This window comes from Haladaptatus sp. AB643, assembly GCF_024136975.1.
Taxonomy (GTDB): domain Archaea; phylum Halobacteriota; class Halobacteria; order Halobacteriales; family Haladaptataceae; genus Haladaptatus.
Map to the genome: position 1 here is coordinate 219,084 of NZ_JAMYJW010000003.1, position 17,222 is coordinate 236,305.

Consider the following 17,222-nt stretch of genomic DNA (forward strand, 5'->3'; position numbering starts at 1 on the left):
CGACGACGGTTCGATCGAACACCTTTTTTGGCCCGGTCATCGCGTGCGAACGGGGAACGTCCTGTCCTCGAAGGGTACTTTCCGCCGGGGTAGAGATATCATCTAATGACGACTGCCGTTTACTTCGACCTCGACAACACTCTCCTCGAATACACCGCCTCGTTCGGGGAGATAACTGCGCGGTCGTTGCCCGTCGAACCGACGGAGGAGATGCTGGTACGGTATTCGGATGCGGTGTTGGAGGCCATTACGGAACTGCAATCGAATCCGTACGAACGCGCCTTCGCCGCGGTCTGTGCGGAACACGACCTCGATGCGGATCCGAGCGCGTTGGCGACACGCCACATCGAAAACGAGGCCGAGGCCACGCGCATCCGACCGGCCGTACGGCGGTTGGTCGAAACCGTCTCCGCTCGACATCCGACCGGAATCCTCACGAACGGGGACGGGCGGGCACAACGGCGAAAGATCGAAGCGCACGGACTCGAAACGCTCGTCGATACCGTCATCGTCTCGAACGAGTTCGGTGCCCGGAAACCCGACCCGGTGATCTTCGAGGAAGCGAAACGGCGACTCGACGCGGACGACTACATCTACATCGGCGACACCTTCGAAGAGGACATCGTTCCCGCCCGCGAGCAGGGATTCGGAACGGTGTACGTCGGCGACGAGTCACGACCGGCGGCCCCGGTCTCGGCCGCCGATATGACGGAACTCGCGGACGTACTCCTGCCGTTGATCGAAACGACGGGGACGTAAAAGGAACGTCAGAAGTGAACGGGGAGGGGACCGTATCAGCCACTGAGTACACGACAAATTGAAGGTTTAGAAGCGTCTAATCCTCGGTAGTGATGCTGAGCGACGTGATGGAGGACTACTTGAAGGCCATCTATACGCTCCAGACGGAGGACGGGGGTCCGGTAGCGACCTCCGAAATCGCGGACTATCTGGGGGTAACACCGCCGACAGTCACCAGTATGGTTGAAAAGCTGACCGACCGTGGACTGCTCGATCGGGAGAAGTACAAGGGGGTGGAACTCACCGCCGAGGGAGAGACGGTCGCGCTCGAAGTGCTCCGTCACCACCGATTGCTGGAGGCCTACCTGACGGAACATCTCGACTACTCGTGGAGCGAAGTCCACGATGAAGCCGACCGCCTTGAACACCACATCAGCGAGGAGTTCGAACAACGCGTCGCCGAGGCACTCGGGAACCCGACCATCGACCCCCACGGGGACCCGATTCCCGACGCGAACCTCTCGCCCATCGAGGAGGACGACACGACACGCCTGAACGAACACGAGGCCGGTCAACACGTCGTCGTGGCGCGCGTCAGCGACCGCGACGACGAGGAGTTGCGCTACCTCGCCGAAGCGGGAATCTCGCCGGGAACGGAACTCGAAATCGTTGACGTCGCCCCGTTCGGCATGGTGACCGTGTCCGTCCTCGGTGGGGAACAGAGCCTTCCGGAAAGCGTCGCTCGGTCGATTCGCGTCCGGGCGGTCGTCGAAGAAATCGCCTGAGATGGTCGGAGAACCGACGCCGTTAGCGGCGGGTCTCCAAGGGGTCATCAACCGCTACGACGGCTACGGCCCGCTCGTCGCCGCGTTTCTCGCCAATCTGCTCGCCACCTTCGGTGACAAAGGACAACTCGTCGTCGTCACCCTCGCGTCACGCTACGACGCGAAGAAGGTGTTTCTCGGCGCGATGGCGGCGTTTTCGTTGTGGAGTACCGTCGAAATCGCGTTCGGTCACCTCATCGAATCCACCCTTCCAGGGAACGCCATAACGGTACTGACCGGCGGTTTGTTCGTCGTCTTTGGACTTTGGACGTTGACGAACGCGGTACCGAAGTTCGCCGAGGACTCCTCGTCCGACCCACCGCTCGTAACCGGCGGCGGAATGGACGTGGGCATGACTGGGAGGCTGATTCCGGACGAGTTACTGAATCGGATGGGTGCCTACGGCGGCGTGCTTTCGACGTTCGTTTTCATCATGTTCGCCGAGTTCGGCGACAAGACCCAACTGCTGACGATCAATCTCTCGACGACGTTCCCGCACTCGCCGCTTTCGATATTCGTCGGCGTCATCGCGGCGCTCGGTCTCAGGACGGGACTCGACGCCTTCATCGGCGAGCGCTTCGAGCGCGTCCTCCCGACGAAGTGGCTCGAACTCGTCGCGTCGCTCGTCTTCCTCGCCTTCGGCGCGCTCGTCTTCGCCGAATGGCTCGGTTTCCCGTGAACTCCCCGCGCCACTCACCTCTTTCCCCTAACCGCGGTCTTTTACTCACCCCATCCCAAACTGGGTGACAGATGTTTGCCGTACTCGTCTCGGCGTTCGCGGGGGTCGTTCTCGGACTCTCGCTCGCCGCACCACCGGGTCCGATGAACGCAGTTATCGCCGAGGAGAGCGTTCTCCGCGGGTGGCGGTCGGGCTTTTTCGCTGGACTCGGTGCGATGACCGCCGACGCGTGCTTCTTCGTCCTCGCACTCGCGGGCGTCGTCACGGTCGTTCGGGAAGCCCCACTCGTCCGCGGACTCATGGTCGGCGTCGGCGGACTGTTGATGCTGTATTTCGCCTACGGCGCGGCGAAGGACGCGACCTCAACGTTCACCACGGATTCGGTGGATGAGGACGCGAGGGGGTTCCGGAAGGCGTTCGCGCTCGCCATCACGAACCCGTTTCAGATCATCTGGTGGCTCACGGCCGGCGTCGGTCTGCTCGACCCGGGTCAGTTCGACGTGCTCTCGGGACTCCCCGGACACCTCACGGTATCGACCGGCGGGCCGATAATCATCGTCGGTTTCTTTTTGGGCATCGCGTGCTGGATTACGGGCTTTCCGGCGGCGCTGTCCGCGGCAGAAAAACGGATCGACTCGCTCGCACCGGCCGTCGCGTACATCAGTGCGGGAATTCTCGCGCTAGCGGGGATTTCGTTCCTCTACGACGCCGTGACGACGCTCGCATAAATTAGTCGGATTCGAATTCGATCTTCCGTCCGCTCAGCGTCCGGTGCCGCGGGGCGAACCCGACGGTTCGGCGTCCATCTCGGGAACTTCGTCTTCGAGCCATTCGCGGAACCACTTCACGCGCTTGAGTCTGCGGTGAGCGATGTCCTGTGCCGTCTCGCTCTGCACGCGGGAAGACGCGTCCTTGCCACGTTCGAGCACGCGGTCCACCATCTCGGCGGCGGCCATGTGCGTCCGCGCCTCGTAGCCCATGCGCAACAACATCAAGGCGGTCCCGTTCGCGCCGACCTTGTCGAGCATGTCGGCTTCGATGAGGGACTGGGCTTCCTTCGAGAGGCGCGAGAGGTCCCCCTGATAGGAGTGGTCTTCGACGGCTTTGCACACCTGGTCCACGAACGATTCGGGGAACTCCCCGTGCGATTCGAGGTACTCGCGGGCGACCCGCGCACCTTCCTCGGCGTGGACTTCCTGATCCGCGTCGAGTTTGGCGATGTCGTGAAACAGCGATGCGACGCGGGCGACGTCCACGTCGGCCCCTTCGCGTTCCGCTATCGTTTCCGCGAGGTTCACGACGTTGAGAATGTGGTTGAATCGGTAATCCGCGGAGTGCCACGGATACCACCGCATGCGTCCCCCACTTTCTTCGTTTTGGACGCTCGCATCGAGATACTCGTACACGAACGTCTTCATCTCCTCGAATTCGGAATCGGAGACGGGTGAACCCTTAATTTCGACACCCACAAAAATCCCTCCAGCGTTCAGCATTCGTACTCATTACTGATACAAACGCACGATTCGCTCTTTAGCGTTACGACGAGGTCATTAAGTCCCGGGTGTTCTTCTCCCCGTGTATGACCGAAGCGTTGTACCTCGAAGCGACCGAGGAGCGGGAATTCGAAGCCACAGTCGAGCGCGTCGTCGACGACCGCGTCGTGCTCGACCGAACGCTGTTCTACCCTGAAGGCGGTGGCCAACCCTTCGATACTGGAGTTCTCGAAACCGACGGCGAGACGTGGAACGTCACCGACGTACAGAAGAAGGACACCGTCTACCACACCGTCGATGGAACCCCGCCCGAAGCGGGGACGACCGTCACCGGACGAATCGACTGGGACCGACGATACGCCCACATGCAGTATCACACCGCCCAGCACCTCCTCTCGGCGGTGTTGTTGGACGAGTACGACGCGAGCACGACCGGAAACCAGTTGTACACCGACCGCGCCCGAATCGACTGTGGCTACGAACGGTTCACCGACGAGGAGTTCGCCCACATCGAGTCGGTCATGAACGACCGCATCGAGGACGGACTGGAAGTCTCGTGGTACGAACTGGACCGCGAGGAAGCCGAGTCCTCCCTCGACCCGGAACGAACGCGGATCCATCTGCTCCCAGAAAGTATCCGCGAAATCCGTATCGTGGAGATCGAAGCGTTCGATAAAACCGCCTGTGCCGGGACACACGTCCGACGGACCGACGAACTCGGGGAGTTCAGGATTACCGGTCGGGAGACCAAAGGAAGCGACGAAGAGCGATTGAAGTTCGTGCTGGATTAGTGAGACGCCAACTGGCGCTCGTCTACGAGCGGCAACGAGTCGAGTCGCGCCGCCGTAATCTCAGCGAGGGCATCGCTTCGGGCGGAATCCTTCTTCGCGTGCATGTAGGCTTCCCTCGTGCCCTCCGGACCTGCCGTGGGAACGAATCGAACGGTCGTCCCGTGTCGGTCGATGTCGAACAGGAGGTACGCCTGTGGGAACGAACACAGCGACGGGGCGAGGAGTTCGCGTACGCCCATCGTTTCGGCCGTCGCCGGGACGTGCAAATGACCGGAGACGTGGAGCGGAACGTCGTGTCGGGAGAGGAGTTCGGCTAGGTCGCTCGCGTTTTGCATCGGGAACGACGACCGCCACGAATGGGCGTCCGTTTTATCGCCGAGACCCGGAAGGTTGTGATGGGAGACGACGATCGGGGCGTCCGTCTTCGGAAGCGTCTCGTCCAGCCACGCGAGTTGTTCGGCGGAAATACAGCCGTCGTGGCAGTCCGACAACGTACCGGTCGGCGTCGATGCGCTGTTCAATCCGATGACGTCCACGCCGCCCACCTGCCGATGGAACGGGAGTTCTTCGGGCGTGAAGTTCGATTCGAACGAGGAGAGCGCCGGTGTCTCGTGGGCGTCGAACGACTTCGGAACGTCGTGATTGCCGGGGACGGCGACGAACGGAACGTCGAGGTCAGCGAGGAGCGATCGGACGGTTTCGAAATCCGCGACGGACCCATCCTCCGTGAGGTCGCCCGCGAACACGACCGAATCCACGTCACGGCTGTTTACGTCCTCGATAACGGTCCGGAGGCGGTCGCGTGTTCGGTGGAAGACCTTCCACGTCCCCTGCTTTTCGGTAGAGACGTGCATGTCGGAGACGAGCGCAATCCTCGTTTTCGTCTGACTTCGAGGATGCGAGAATCGAGCGAATAGAGGACCGGAGTCGGTAGTCGCCTCGGATGATTCGATGACCGCGTCAGTTGGGCCGGATTTCTCGGTGATTTCCAGCGCCATCCCCTCTTCGAGCATCATACGTGTAAACTGCCGCGAGAAGTATAAACCTAGCGTATAGAATATATATCTACCACCATATTCTATATAGACTTGGCCGAATAGTCTATTAGGGATCAGGTCATGTCCGACACACATGTCTGACTGACTTTCATTACGTCACACGTCGAAACGGAAGGTGAGGATGAGCACGAGAAGCCTCCAAGGAATCGGAACAACGAGGACGACGACGACAACGGAGTCGTCGTCTCCCTATCTCAACAAGATTCTACAGTTGATGGGGTTGTTTTTCTTCATCAACGGGATCTATGTAGCGTTTTTCTCGGATAACATATTCACGGCGTTCGGCTACTACTTCGTGGTGATCGCTGCCATCTGTGCGATACTGTCACGGGCAATCTCGCCGGAAGAACCACTCATCTCCAAGGAAACGCAACGCAAAGTTCGACAGCTAGCTGGCGGTTCGACGTCGACTCAGACACGCCGTTCCGGACGCCAACGTTCGGGACGACAAAGCGAGTTCGACGTTCGTCGGTATCTTCGTAAGGTCGTGAAAGCAGTAGAGCGAATCGACGTGGGCGGGTCGACGTCGCGTGGCAACGGCCGCGACCGGCTCTAAACCCCTATTTTCCATATTATATTACAGATTCAGATCACTCGCTATCGAAATCACGTTTCCCCCGATACTGGCCGTTTTCAGCAGCGAGACCGCTCGTAGAGAGTCAATGTTCCGTCTTCGACAAAATCGTCCCCATCGTACACGCTTAGTTTAACATATCCCTTCGTGAGCAGTTTGTCCAACGGTGGTGTCTCATTCGGATCGAAGCGAAGCGACAGACACAACGATCCGTCCTCCTCGAACTGTGCATTTTTTACTGTCATCCCATATCGCCCATGTTGTCTATATCTCATAAGGAGTCTCGATTGATGGTAGATATTACAGAAGTAGCGCGAGGGTATATGTCTTGTTTCTATTTGTTAGCGAACCCATCACTTGTCTGTAGAAAGGACATATCCAAATACAACTGATCGAGAGCTGTAACGGACTATTTCGGCGATATCGATCCGTGTCGCTTTCAACACTCACTGGTGTGTGCTAACGATAGTCTGACGTTTTCGAATCGTTTTATAATGAGATGTTCGTCAAAAACGGGTAGGCCGATTCAATTTGCTTGTGGACGATTCGACGAGCGTGTACGACCGGCTCAGAGTCGGGTAACGTCCTCCTACTGACGAATGATCACGTTACTCTCCCCCTGACTGGTTTCGAAATGAGGAAATGGCAGATTAATTACTGACAACAGGATATTTATGGAGCATCGCGTATATATGAACATACCACATATGAATCGGAATCGATCAATCGCAATCGTCCTCGTCATCTCCGTGCTCCTCGCCGGTTGTGCCGGTCTCGGTGGTTCGGATACGACGAGTTCGAGTACGGCGACGACGACCACGACGAGCGCCCCCACATCGACGAGTTCGAGCGCGTCGACGACGACGGCGACGACTACGACCACCACGACGACCACGACCACGGAGGAAACCACGACGACGGAAGAGGCTTGGGAGCCGCCAAAAGCACCGAACACGCCGTTCCAGCACAAGGAGGACCCCACCCGCTTGAAGAGCGTCAAACTCGTGGACAAGGTGAAAGCCAAGAGCGGTAACGGCTACTCCAACTTCAACGTCGAAGTCGTCGCCAACACGTCCATGAAGAACGTGGACCCGGAACCGCTCGTCGACGGTGACCCGTACTTCCTCGTCCAAATCAACGGCAAGAACGTCGGTCGGACGGGCGTCCGATTCCAGCACGACGAAGGTACTTACCCCGTCGATATCGACAAGAGAGCGTTCGAGCAGTTCAACGACGGCACGCTCCACGTGACGGTGTACCTGCTCGACAAGGACCACCAACACGACGACGTGTACGCCAAGTGGACCGGCACCATCCAGTATAGCTCGAAGTAAGCGGTTCGATTCTTTTTTCTAGTTTTTTAGCTCGTGATGAGTAGCACTCCGCTATCGCTACTCCGGATAGGTGGCAGAATTCGTTCCGACTACCGACAAAGTACTTACCACGAGTGTTCCAAAATCCGAATATGATCGAGATCGGAAAAACGCTCTTCGGACTCGTACTCCTCGTCGGGGGCGTGTTTGCGTACCGGTACGCCTATGAGTTGTCACGGTTGAGTGAACGTCTCGATTCCATCGGGAGCACGATGTCTTGGGACGAGGTCGAACCGACAAACTGGCGGGTCCTTCTCAGTCAACTCACGAGCGTCATCGTGGCGGGCGTCGGCGTACTGATGGTGCTCAGAGGGGTATTTTAATTTCCGAATTATCGAGAATTACTCGGGACGCGTGCCACGGCGAGCATTTCTCGGGAAACGTCTACGACCGTTCGGTCTTCCCGAAGTTCCCGGAGGAGTTCTCGCACCGTCCCCCGAGCCTCTTTTTCGTGAGTTTCGAAATCGACGTCGAGCATCGTGCAGATACCGTTGAACCCTGCGGTCCGCTCTACGCGCAAGTCGGCTTGCGCGAACTCCGCTTCCAGTTCAGCGAGGCGATAGTAGTGGCACTCGGTCCAATCCGGTTCGTCGTACGTCTGCATGGCGAGTTCACGGGTGTAGTCACCCGAGCGTGCCTCGGGAAGCAGTAACGGATACGTCGTCTCCAAATTCCCTTCGCGAAGGATGATTTCGAGGTTCGCCAACCGCCCGAAGACGGAGACGACGATAGGTGAACCGGGAGTCGAGACCCGACTGAGTTCGTCGAGCGCCGCTGCCCTCCCGTCGGCATCGAGAATATGTGAGAGCGCACCACCGAGACAACACACGCCGTCGAAGGTGTCATCATCGAACGGAAGTCCACGGAGGTCGCCTTGAACGGTACGAACCTGATCAGCAACGTCGTGCTCGGTGATTTTCTCACGCCCGGTACGAAGCTGTGTTCGACTCACGTCGAGGAGAACGGGGCAGTTTCCACGCTCGGCGAGGCGAATCGCATACCGACCGGGGCCGCCACCCGCATCGAGAATCAATCCGTCGTCCGGAAAGAACTCATCGAGGTACTCGAACGTCCCTTCAAACGCGATTTCCGAGAGGAACGAACCTCGGCGTCGGCCCCACTCCCAGTCGGCTTCTTCGTCGTAGAACCGACGGGGGTTCATCGAGTCGAACATACACGTTCTGTGCGTTCTTCAGTTATAATCTCTTCCGTGGGAGTTGAAATTTCGTTCAGATAGCTTCTGGATTTACTCCGCGACAGAAGTCACTGTGTTTCGGGATGACTACTGTAAAATTCTAGTAGTCCCGGGCGGATTCGAACCGCCGTCAATGGCTGTCTTCCGCAGTTGGAAAAACCAACCACGTCCAAAGGCCATTATGATTGGCCGCTACACCACGGGACTGCGATTACGCATCTTCGGATAATGCGTCCTGGTACAAGTGTGTTGCTTTTCTTGGTTAGTTTGGAAGAGTCGTATTCCCCTCTTCCACATTTCGATGACAACTTCTGCAGAGGGTGATGACGTTGTCCAAACGATGTGCTTCTTGTGGGTTATCAAATTCACGTAGTCGGATAATGTGATGCACATCCGGTGTTTGTCCGATTTCTGACTCTGTTTTTCCACATTGTTGGCACGTCCTAGCATCTCTTTCAAGCGCTTGCTGTCGAATACGCCACCATCTTCCAGTATAGTTAATTGTAGAATCTTCCCACTGGTGATGGTTTTCTCCAACAATATTTTCAGATAGCCAGCTGCCATAGCAACCCATATCACAAAATATTCCTCTGCTACGACCCTTATTTCGAGATGGTCGGACAATCATCTGCTCGTGACAGTACAAACATTCTGTTTCAATTCGCTTGCCCTTCTTTGATGGGTTTTCGGGAAGTAAACCCGTAGCTTTTTGAATACAATCTGAACAATAAATCCCCTTCTTATTTGAAGGATAATAGCTAAACTCACTCCCACATTCATGACACTCAGTAATCACTCTTCCACCACGCCAGTTCCCATTATTTTCAGCAGCGTTGGGCGAACAGCTCTGACAAAATTGCTTCCGAGCTTTTTCATCGTAAAACTGTTTTCCACACCCTTTGCACGTCCTATTTGGAAGGCTCTCACCATGTTTATGAGTGTGATGTATTCTCACCCCTTGTTGCGAATCAAATGATTTGTTGCACGTCGGGCAGCCCACCATAGTCACTATTGACTATGTAGTCACATTATATATATAGTTTAAGAATTGAAATCTGGTTTCACTGACCGAAATCCCTTTGGTCAATTCTTCAGTCCGCGAATCCGTCTTCGACCAGATGTTCACACATGTCCTCGTCGGCGTAGAAGCAGTCCGGACACTGGGGTTCGCGGTCGATGATGGTGTCCAGTCGGTTCGCGACGGTTTCGTCGATGACGCTTTCCAGTTGTTTCGCCTCCATCTGGAAGTCATCGACTTCGAGGACGTTGGCGAGGAAGCGTTCCAGAATGCAGTAGGTCTGAAGCGCGTCGCTGGCACGGGCTTCGCCCTCTTCGGTAAGCGTGACCCCGCGATACTTTTCGTGCTCGACCAACTCCCGTTCCTGGAGTTTGCCGACCATTTCGTTGACGCTCGCGGGACTCACGCCGAGTCGGTCCGCGAGTGCCCCGGTCGCCGCCGGGCCGTCTTCGATACGCTGGACGAGATAGATCGCTTTGAGATACTGATCTGCTGTGTTCATTCTGCGTCCTCCATCAATTCCGCGACTTCTTCGGCACCCTCTGCTTCCTCCGCTCGAATCCCCGAGAGCGTTTCGAGCAGTCGCTCCCGCTCGACGCCGAACGTCGTCTCGCTCTCCTCGATGGCGACGATGAGGTCGTCGTAGAACTTGTACGCCGTCTCCTCGCCGTGCAGTTGGTCGTAGAGCACGCCGTCGAAATCGTCGGGGGCGGTCTGTGCGTACTGCTCGCCCACCAACAGTTCGATCTCCTCGAACGGAATCGTCTCGGCATCGAGCTCGTCGATCAACGATTCGAGTCGACCCCTGTGTTCCGCCGATTCCTCGCGTGCCTCCGCGAGCATCTCGCGTATGTCCTTGTGAAGTTCGTCCTGTTCCTCCGAAGGGAGGGTCTCGAAATGACGCGCAGCCCGTGCCTCGACGACTTCTTCAAGTACGACGCCGATTTGGAGCAAGCGCGCGAGTTGGCGGTCCGACGAGACGCGCTGACTCACACTCATATCCGTGAAAAAGTGGTGGGGAAACTTAACACTCCCTGATGTCGGTCGCGGAAACGAAGGGAAAGAAAACGGTGAAGATCAGTAGTCGAGTCGCTCGACGATCTTCGCGTCGAGGTCTTCACGGAGCTCCTCGACTTCGACTTCGTCGAGAACGGGGACGAAGAACCCTTCCACGAGCATGTTCTTGGCCAGTTCGTCCGGCACGCCGCGCGATCCCATGTAGAACAGGTCCTCCTCGTCGACCTGTCCGACCGTCGCGGAGTGGCTGGCTTCGGTGTCGTGGTTGTTGATGATGAGTTTCGGCGAGGCGTCGGCTTCGCTCTGGTCCGAGAGCATCAGCGTGTTCTCACGCTGGTAGGAACTCGTGTCCCACGCGTCCTTTCCGACGTCCTGGACGCCCTCGTAGACGGAGCGCGCTTCGTCGTCGAGCACGCCGCGGGTGACGAGGTCGGCCGTCGTGTGTTCGTTCTTGTGCCAGACGCGGGCAGCGACGTCGAAGTGCTGGTCGTCGTGACCGAAGAACGCGCCGACGGTCTTCGTCTCCGAGCCTTCGCCGTCGAGCAGCGTCTCGACGGAGGATTTGGTGAGTCGAGAGCCGACGTTCCCCTCGACCCAGTTGACGGTGGCGTGGTCGGCGGCGGTACCACGCTTCAACGTGTAGGTGTACGTCTCCTCGTCGACGTCCTGCAGGGAACCGTACTGGACGTGGCTGTTCTCGCCAGCCGCGATTTCGACCAGGCCGCTGTAGTAGCGTTCGCCTTCCAACTCTTCACTCTCCTGGCGTTCCATGATGGTCACCGAGCTCGATTTCTCGGTGACAACGAGCGTGTAGTTGAACAGCGACTGGCTCTGCATCGTCGTCCGAATCGTCACGTCCTCGGCGTCGACGCCCTCGGGGACGTAGACGAGCGTACCGGACGTGAACAGCGCCGTCGAGAGCGCCGTCAGGTAGTTGTCTTCGGGGTCGATGACGGAGCCGAAGTACTCCTCGACGATCTCCTCGTGCTCGTCCAGCGCGTCGGACAGCGAGAGGACGGAGACGCCTTCGGGTTCGACGCGCTCTTTCTCCTCTGCGGCCGACAGCGGATCGACGAAGCTGTCGTAATCGAGCGCGTCGAGGTTCGTCCAGTCACGTCCCGGCGTTCGAATGACGTCGGGCATGTCGAGGTCGTCCAACGCGGAAAGCGCGTCGAGACGTGCTTCGAGCAGCCACTCGGGTTCGCCGAGGTCGCTCGAAATCTCGCGGACGGTCTCCTCCGAGAGGGTGCTGTGAACCTGCGTGCTCATCCGAGGCTGCCCTCCATTTCGAGTTCGATGAGGCGGTTGAGTTCGACCGCGTACTCGATGGGGAGTTCTTCCGTGATGGGTTCGATGAACCCGCTCACGATCATCTGTTTCGCGTCGTCGTCGTCGAGACCGCGGCTCTGGAGGTAGAAGACGTCCTCGTCACCGATTTTCCCGACGGTCGCCTCGTGGGCGACGTTGACGCGGTTTTCGTTGATCTCCATGTACGGCATGGTGTCCGACGTGGACTCGTTGTCGAACATCAGCGCGTCACATTCGACCGACGTGGACGAGTCGACTGCCCCTTCGCTGATGTGAACGAGACCGCGGTAGTTCGTGCGGCCTCCGTCCTTGCTGATGGACTTCGACTCGATGGTCGAGTTGGTGTTCGGCGCGTTGTGGTACACCTTTGCGCCGGTGTCGATGTTCTGTCCCTCGCCCGCGAAGGCGATGGAAATCTGGTTCGCGGACGCGCCGCGACCCTTGAGGATGGAACACGGGTAGAGCATGGTGGATTTCGAACCCATGCTTCCCGAGACCCACTCCATGCGGCCACCTGCTTCGACGATGGCGCGCTTGGTGTTGAGGTTGTACGTGTTCTTCGACCAGTTCTGCACGGTCGAGTACTGGACGTGAGCGTCCTCGCCGACGAAGACCTCAACGCCACCGGAGTGGAGGTTGAACGCGGAGTATTTCGGTGCCGAACAGCCCTCGATGTAGTGGACTTCGCTGCCCTCTTCCGCGATGATGAGCGTGTGTTCGAACTGGCCCATCCCTTCGGAGTTCATGCGGAAGTACGCCTGCACCGGCATCTGGACGGTCACGTCCTCGGGGACGTAGACGAACGACCCTCCGGACCAGACCGCGCCGTGGAGCGCCGCGAACTTGTTGTCGCTCGGCGGCACGCACTTCGTCATGAAGTACTCTCGGACGAGGTCCTCGTGCTCCTGGACCGCTTGGTCCATGTTGCAGAAGATGACGCCCTTTTCCTCCCACTGTTCCTGCATGTTCTGGTAGACGACCTCGGACTCGTACTGGGCACCGACGCCGGAGAGCGCGTTGCGCTCCGCCTCCGGGATGCCGAGTTTGTCGAAGGTGTCCTTGATGTCGTCCGGGAGGTCGTCCCAGTCGTCCGCGCCGCCGCGTTTGTCGACGTCGGGGCGGATGTAGGGAACGATCTCCTCGACATCGAGTCCCGAGAGGTCGGGCTGGCCGGGCCAGTCCGTCGGCATGGGCATGTTCTGGTAGTGTTCCAGTGCGCGAAGACGCCGCTGGAGCATCCATTCCGGTTCGTCCTTGTCCTCGCTGATGAGGCGGACGACCTCCTCGGTCAGTCCCTTGTCGGACTTGACCGCGGCTCGCTGTTCCTTCTTGAACTCGAACCGTTCTTCCGTATCTGTCTCTTTCAAGTGGTCCTGATCTGAACTCATGATATCACCTTATGCGGTCTCGTAGACCTGGTCGCGGACCCAGTCGTACCCCTTGTCTTCGAGTTCCTCGGCGAGCTCCGGGCCGCCTTCCTTGACGATTTCGCCGTCGAGCATGATGTGGACCGTGTCGGGTTCCACGTAGTCGAGGATACGCTGGTAGTGGGTAATCTGGAGGATGCCAGTACCCTGCTCGTCGCGGAGTGCGTTGATTCCTTTCGATACGTCCTGTAGGCGGTCGATGTCCAGCCCCGAGTCGATCTCGTCCAGCACCGCGATGGACGGTTCGAGGATGGCGGCCTGCAGCACTTCGTTCTGCTTCTTCTCACCGCCGGAGAACCCGGCGTTGAGGTAGCGCATGGCGAACTTCTCGTCCATGTCGAGTAGTTCCATCTTCTCCTTGAGGAGTTCCTGGAACTCGGCGACGCCGACTTCACCGTCGTCGGCCGGGCCTTCCATCGGACTGGTGTCGTAGCCGGACTCTTCCTCTTCGTCTTCAACTTCGTCCTCTTCACTGAAGAGGTCTTCGCGCTCTTCGAGTTTCGCGTTGAGTGCGGTGCGGAGGAAGTTGGACATCGTGACCCCTTCGATTTCCGCGGGGTACTGGAACGCGAGGAAGATGCCGAGCGCCGCGCGCTCGTTCGGTTCCATTTCGAGAAGATTCCACGTCCGCTTGTCTTCCGGAATCTCGATGTCGCCGAAATCACCCTCTTCGAGGTGTAGGAGTACCTCTCCCTCGGTGACTTCGTACGCGGGGTGTCCCGCGATGACTTTCGACGTCGTCGATTTCCCGCTTCCGTTCGGTCCCATCAACGCGTGAATCTCGCCGGATTCGACTTCGAGATCGACGCCGTTGAGGATCTTTTCGCCTTCTTCCACGACCTCTGCGTGGAGGTTTTTCAGTTCGAGCGTTGCCATTGTTAGGTTCACCTAAGTCGTTTAGACGAAGGGTAGGTCGTCCCATAACCGTTTCGCATTCCTGTGCAATCGATTTTCGGAAAGGAAAAAATAGTTTCCCAGAGTGGAAAAGGAGTGCCCTCCAGGACGGCGCAAGAACGGATCGGAAATCAAACCGACCCAGTCACATGAAACTGCTGAGGCCGGTCTGCTGTTGGCCCGTTTTCACTTCCTCCCACGAGACGTCGAGCGCCTCCAGCACGCGCTCGATGGGGCCCTTGAGCGTCTTGTCGAGCATCTTGTCCCAATCGATTTCGAACTCGTCGGGAATCTGGTCGGCGTACTCGAAGCAAATGACGTCCTGTTCGTGTTTGAACTCGCCGTACAGCGTGTCCGGACGAGCGTCGAACTCCCCTTCACGCTCGATTCGCTCGAAGTACGCTGGATGTACCTTCTTTAGATAGAGGCGTTTCGGCTTGCTTCCGCGCTGGAAGTTGGTTCCAAGCAGGAGGTTCGCGTACTTCGCGCCGCGAACCTGTGCCGTATCGGTGTCGTAGTTGTCGAGTCGTTTGCCGATACCGCCCGGAATGGCGACCTCGTTCAAATCGACGTTCCCGTCCTGGAAGTCCACGATGATGTCGTGGACGTACTCCTCCACGTCGTCCAAATCTTCCCCGGTTACGATCATCTCGATGACCTGCCGCTGGACCTCCTTCGTGATGGGCGCGATGTCCGAGCGTTTGTACTCGAACCCGGTGATGTCGATGTCGTCTACGTCCTTGCCTTCCTTCCAGATGATGTAGCCCGCGTACCGCTTTTTCTTGCCCGCCTGGAAGAACCGCCGGTACAGTTTCTCGAACTCGATCTGGAAGCGATGTTCGTTCGCGTTGAGTTCCTCGCGCGCGAACTCGTCATAGCGGGAGTTGATGTGCTCCTCGATTCCGAAGGACTGTTCGAGGGCCTCGTCCTTCGCGATGTCGCCGCCGAGTTCGAGCATCACCGAATCGGTGTCCCCGTATGCCACTTCGTAGTCGATTTCGTTCGCCGCCGTCTCGGTGAACTCGATGACTTCCCGGCCAGTGGCGGTGATGGCCGCGCCCATCTCCTTGTCGTAGAGGCGGAACCGGTCCCACCCCAGCACGCCGTACAGCGAGTTCATGATGACCTTCACCGCGGCTTGCTGCCGGTCGTAAATCCCGTACTCGGCGCTGTTCGGGTCGTGTTCGTTCCGCAGTCCCTTTTTCTCCTCGCGCTCGGCCAGCGTTTCCGTGATGATGTCGCGGATGATGCCGTCCTCGTCCTTCCGGAAGTGGGTGCCGTTCGGCGCGACGTAGGTATCCCCGTCGAACGTTTCCGGGTCCACCTTCGTCTCGGGGGACGCGTTGATGGTCGCCATCGACATCGGATACAGGGATTTCAGGTCCAGCACCGTCACGTTCTCCCTGACGCCTGTAATCGGGTCGAACACGGCACCGCCCTCGTAATCCTCGCTCTCGACCTGCCCCTTCGACGGGAGCGCGAACTGACCGTGGGCTTTGTGCAGGACGTACACGTCCACCGCATCGCCTGGCGTCGTCGCGTCTTCGAGTTTACATCCGACGAACGAGGCGACCTCCTTCCAGAAGGTGACGATGTCCTGTTTCTTGTCGAGTTCGACGCAGAGTTCCACGTCCCGAACGTTGTACTCCAGCAATCGAGTCGGGTTCTCCTCCCAGAGGTCGCCGATGTCGCCCGCGTAGCGCTCCTTCCCGACGCCGAGTTCGACCTCGCCGACCGCGTCCAGCCGATAGGAGTCGAGTTCGCTGAACTGCGTTCGTTTGTACGCGTACAGCAGGTCGAAGACGACGCGACCCTTGACGGTCGGGCCACCCCAGTCGCTCCGCCACACTTCGTTCACGCGTGAGAGTCGGTTGTAGTTGAGGTCGTAGTCGTGATGCGGTCCCTCCAACCGTTCGAGTCGGTCGAGGAAGTACGGCGCGTCGAAGTCCTCGAAGTTCCACCCCGTGAGGACGTCGGGGTCGGTGTCGTCGATGTAGTCGAGGAACGAAGCGAGCATGGCCTCCTCCGTCTCGAACGTCCGGACGTCGATGGACGGTTCCTCCCGAAGCGGTTCGTATTCCGGGAGGTCCGTCGGCAGGTCGGCCTCGCCGTCGGGCGCGTCGAACAGCCACGCGATGTACTCGTCGCGATAGGAGTCGTGACTCGTCAGACAGACGATCGGCTCCTCGCCGTCCTCCGGGAAGCCGGAGCGGTCGTCGACTTCGATGTCGAAGGTGTGTACCCTGAGATTTGCCTGCACCTCGGCCGCTTCTACTTCGCTTTCCTGAACGACGAGGCCGCCGTCGTCCCGTCGTCGTTCCGGAATCCGAATCCCGCTGTTGATGTCCTTGTCGATGAGAAACCGGTTGGGAAAGAGGATGTCGGCCTCGAAGTGCTCGAACTCGTCGCGGATGTTACCGACGTCGCGTGGCGTCCGACCGAAAATCTTGGTCAACTGCTCGCCACGGATACTCTCGTATCCCTCCTCCGAACCCGTAATTCGGCCATCGTTCAGCTTCCCGTCGTTCAGCGTCTTCGTCGGCGCGTAGAAGTACGGTTGAAAGCCGACGACGCGGACGTGTTCCTGTTCGTCGTCCGACGTCCGGCCGAAGACGTGGATGATGGGTTCTTCGTCGTCGCCGTTCCCGTCGATGGTGTAATCTACCTGTGTCACCGCGAGTTCGATGGTTCCCTGCGAGTCCGGGAGCCAATCGGTATCGGCGTCCACGACGTGCGCCGTCGTGTCGTTTGCTCCTGCAACGGCGTGGGCTTCCGCTGCGGGGCGTTCCTCGCCGCCCGCAAAGTCGCCAAGCCCGGATTGAGTCATGTCGAT

The 17,222-nt window shown here is 58.6% G+C and carries 18 protein-coding genes and 1 tRNA gene; 8 read left to right on the forward strand and 11 right to left on the reverse strand.

From position 1 onward, the window contains the following. Window positions 1-105: 105 nt before the first annotated feature. The 4 genes from NKF25_RS08185 to NKF25_RS08200 all read left to right on the forward strand — a co-directional run bounded on the left by NKF25_RS08185 (window position 106) and on the right by NKF25_RS08200 (window position 2,969). On the forward strand, window positions 106-759 hold the full coding sequence (locus tag NKF25_RS08185) for an HAD family hydrolase (RefSeq protein WP_253226198.1): 654 nt from the start codon (window positions 106-108) through the stop codon (window positions 757-759). Between the two features lie 92 nt (window positions 760-851). Then, window positions 852-1,523, forward strand: a complete 672-nt coding sequence (locus NKF25_RS08190; RefSeq protein WP_253226399.1) for a metal-dependent transcriptional regulator — start codon at window positions 852-854, stop codon at window positions 1,521-1,523. A gap of 1 nt (window position 1,524) precedes the next feature. Further along, complete coding sequence (locus tag NKF25_RS08195; RefSeq protein ID WP_253226199.1) at window positions 1,525-2,241, forward strand: TMEM165/GDT1 family protein; 717 nt, start codon at window positions 1,525-1,527, stop codon at window positions 2,239-2,241. A 71-nt stretch (window positions 2,242-2,312) separates the two neighbouring features. Next, complete coding sequence (locus tag NKF25_RS08200) at window positions 2,313-2,969, forward strand: LysE family translocator (protein ID WP_253226200.1); 657 nt, start codon at window positions 2,313-2,315, stop codon at window positions 2,967-2,969. Between the two features lie 33 nt (window positions 2,970-3,002). On the opposite strand, the gene NKF25_RS08205 is transcribed toward NKF25_RS08200, so the two are convergent. Then, window positions 3,003-3,710 (reverse strand): HD domain-containing protein, encoded by a 708-nt coding sequence (locus NKF25_RS08205; protein ID WP_253226201.1) that lies wholly within the window; start codon window positions 3,708-3,710, stop codon window positions 3,003-3,005. 92 nt (window positions 3,711-3,802) lie between these two features. Here NKF25_RS08205 and NKF25_RS24440 point away from each other — a divergent pair, with 92 nt between their 5' ends. Next, window positions 3,803-4,525: an alanyl-tRNA editing protein gene (locus tag NKF25_RS24440; protein WP_342766318.1), complete on the forward strand. Its 723-nt coding sequence runs from the start codon at window positions 3,803-3,805 to the stop codon at window positions 4,523-4,525. Here NKF25_RS24440 and NKF25_RS08215 read toward each other — a convergent pair. Next, a complete protein-coding gene (locus tag NKF25_RS08215; protein WP_253226203.1) occupies window positions 4,522-5,541 on the reverse strand; it encodes a metallophosphoesterase in 1,020 nt (339 codons plus the stop codon). The genes NKF25_RS24440 and NKF25_RS08215 overlap by 4 nt on opposite strands. A gap of 163 nt (window positions 5,542-5,704) precedes the next feature. Here NKF25_RS08215 and NKF25_RS08220 point away from each other — a divergent pair, with 163 nt between their 5' ends. From NKF25_RS08220 to NKF25_RS08230, 3 genes are all read left to right on the forward strand, one after another. Next, window positions 5,705-6,139 (forward strand): hypothetical protein, encoded by a 435-nt coding sequence (locus NKF25_RS08220; protein ID WP_253226204.1) that lies wholly within the window; start codon window positions 5,705-5,707, stop codon window positions 6,137-6,139. A gap of 725 nt (window positions 6,140-6,864) precedes the next feature. Beyond that, window positions 6,865-7,491, forward strand: a complete 627-nt coding sequence (locus NKF25_RS08225; protein ID WP_253226205.1) for a PEGA domain-containing protein — start codon at window positions 6,865-6,867, stop codon at window positions 7,489-7,491. 131 nt (window positions 7,492-7,622) lie between these two features. Beyond that, window positions 7,623-7,853 (forward strand): hypothetical protein, encoded by a 231-nt coding sequence (locus tag NKF25_RS08230; protein ID WP_253226206.1) that lies wholly within the window; start codon window positions 7,623-7,625, stop codon window positions 7,851-7,853. A gap of 8 nt (window positions 7,854-7,861) precedes the next feature. Here NKF25_RS08230 and NKF25_RS08235 read toward each other — a convergent pair whose 3' ends face one another. The 9 genes from NKF25_RS08235 to NKF25_RS08275 all read right to left on the reverse strand — a co-directional run bounded on the left by NKF25_RS08235 (window position 7,862) and on the right by NKF25_RS08275 (window position 17,216). Continuing rightward, the gene (locus NKF25_RS08235; RefSeq protein ID WP_253226207.1) at window positions 7,862-8,704 is read right to left on the reverse strand and encodes a class I SAM-dependent methyltransferase; all 843 of its coding nucleotides are present in this window, start codon (window positions 8,702-8,704) and stop codon (window positions 7,862-7,864) included. Window positions 8,705-8,829: 125 nt separating this feature from the next. Continuing rightward, window positions 8,830-8,932: transfer RNA gene (locus tag NKF25_RS08240), tRNA-Gln, on the reverse strand. A 55-nt stretch (window positions 8,933-8,987) separates the two neighbouring features. Further along, complete coding sequence (locus tag NKF25_RS08245; protein WP_253226400.1) at window positions 8,988-9,728, reverse strand: HNH endonuclease; 741 nt, start codon at window positions 9,726-9,728, stop codon at window positions 8,988-8,990. 88 nt (window positions 9,729-9,816) lie between these two features. Further along, on the reverse strand, window positions 9,817-10,245 hold the full coding sequence (locus tag NKF25_RS08250; protein WP_066146353.1) for a metal-dependent transcriptional regulator: 429 nt from the start codon (window positions 10,243-10,245) through the stop codon (window positions 9,817-9,819). Then, window positions 10,242-10,742: a ferritin-like domain-containing protein gene (locus tag NKF25_RS08255; RefSeq protein WP_253226208.1), complete on the reverse strand. Its 501-nt coding sequence runs from the start codon at window positions 10,740-10,742 to the stop codon at window positions 10,242-10,244. Before NKF25_RS08255 ends, NKF25_RS08250 begins: the two co-directional genes overlap by 4 nt. 78 nt (window positions 10,743-10,820) lie before the next feature. Continuing rightward, on the reverse strand, window positions 10,821-12,029 hold the full coding sequence (gene sufD / locus NKF25_RS08260) for a Fe-S cluster assembly protein SufD (protein WP_253226209.1): 1,209 nt from the start codon (window positions 12,027-12,029) through the stop codon (window positions 10,821-10,823). Then, window positions 12,026-13,456 (reverse strand): Fe-S cluster assembly protein SufB, encoded by a 1,431-nt coding sequence (gene sufB / locus NKF25_RS08265; RefSeq protein WP_066146363.1) that lies wholly within the window; start codon window positions 13,454-13,456, stop codon window positions 12,026-12,028. The genes sufD and sufB overlap by 4 nt, the downstream gene beginning before the upstream one ends. 9 nt (window positions 13,457-13,465) lie before the next feature. Next, window positions 13,466-14,371 carry an ABC transporter ATP-binding protein gene (locus tag NKF25_RS08270; RefSeq protein WP_253226210.1) on the reverse strand — a complete coding sequence of 302 codons (906 nt, stop codon included), beginning with the start codon at window positions 14,369-14,371 and terminating at the stop codon, window positions 13,466-13,468. Window positions 14,372-14,534: 163 nt separating this feature from the next. Continuing rightward, window positions 14,535-17,216: a DNA-directed DNA polymerase gene (locus NKF25_RS08275; RefSeq protein ID WP_253226211.1), complete on the reverse strand. Its 2,682-nt coding sequence runs from the start codon at window positions 17,214-17,216 to the stop codon at window positions 14,535-14,537. Window positions 17,217-17,222 lie beyond the last annotated feature (6 nt).

Bases quoted from the DNA above. Each gene is read 5' to 3' on its own strand.
- NKF25_RS08185 (WP_253226198.1), top strand. From the start codon at position 106: ATGACGACTGCCGTTTACTTCGACCTCGACAACACTCTCCTCGAATAC.
- NKF25_RS08190 (WP_253226399.1), top strand. From the start codon at position 852: ATGCTGAGCGACGTGATGGAGGACTACTTGAAGGCCATCTATACGCTC.
- NKF25_RS08195 (WP_253226199.1), top strand. From the start codon at position 1,525: ATGGTCGGAGAACCGACGCCGTTAGCGGCGGGTCTCCAAGGGGTCATC.
- NKF25_RS08200 (WP_253226200.1), top strand. From the start codon at position 2,313: ATGTTTGCCGTACTCGTCTCGGCGTTCGCGGGGGTCGTTCTCGGACTC.
- NKF25_RS08215 (WP_253226203.1), bottom strand. From the start codon at position 5,541: ATGATGCTCGAAGAGGGGATGGCGCTGGAAATCACCGAGAAATCCGGC.
- NKF25_RS08220 (WP_253226204.1), top strand. From the start codon at position 5,705: ATGAGCACGAGAAGCCTCCAAGGAATCGGAACAACGAGGACGACGACG.
- NKF25_RS08225 (WP_253226205.1), top strand. From the start codon at position 6,865: ATGAATCGGAATCGATCAATCGCAATCGTCCTCGTCATCTCCGTGCTC.
- NKF25_RS08230 (WP_253226206.1), top strand. From the start codon at position 7,623: ATGATCGAGATCGGAAAAACGCTCTTCGGACTCGTACTCCTCGTCGGG.
- NKF25_RS08235 (WP_253226207.1), bottom strand. From the start codon at position 8,704: ATGTTCGACTCGATGAACCCCCGTCGGTTCTACGACGAAGAAGCCGAC.
- NKF25_RS08245 (WP_253226400.1), bottom strand. From the start codon at position 9,728: ATGGTGGGCTGCCCGACGTGCAACAAATCATTTGATTCGCAACAAGGG.
- NKF25_RS08250 (WP_066146353.1), bottom strand. From the start codon at position 10,245: ATGAACACAGCAGATCAGTATCTCAAAGCGATCTATCTCGTCCAGCGT.
- NKF25_RS08255 (WP_253226208.1), bottom strand. From the start codon at position 10,742: ATGAGTGTGAGTCAGCGCGTCTCGTCGGACCGCCAACTCGCGCGCTTG.
- sufD (WP_253226209.1), bottom strand. From the start codon at position 12,029: ATGAGCACGCAGGTTCACAGCACCCTCTCGGAGGAGACCGTCCGCGAG.
- sufB (WP_066146363.1), bottom strand. From the start codon at position 13,456: ATGAGTTCAGATCAGGACCACTTGAAAGAGACAGATACGGAAGAACGG.
- NKF25_RS08270 (WP_253226210.1), bottom strand. From the start codon at position 14,371: ATGGCAACGCTCGAACTGAAAAACCTCCACGCAGAGGTCGTGGAAGAA.
- NKF25_RS08275 (WP_253226211.1), bottom strand. From the start codon at position 17,216: ATGACTCAATCCGGGCTTGGCGACTTTGCGGGCGGCGAGGAACGCCCC.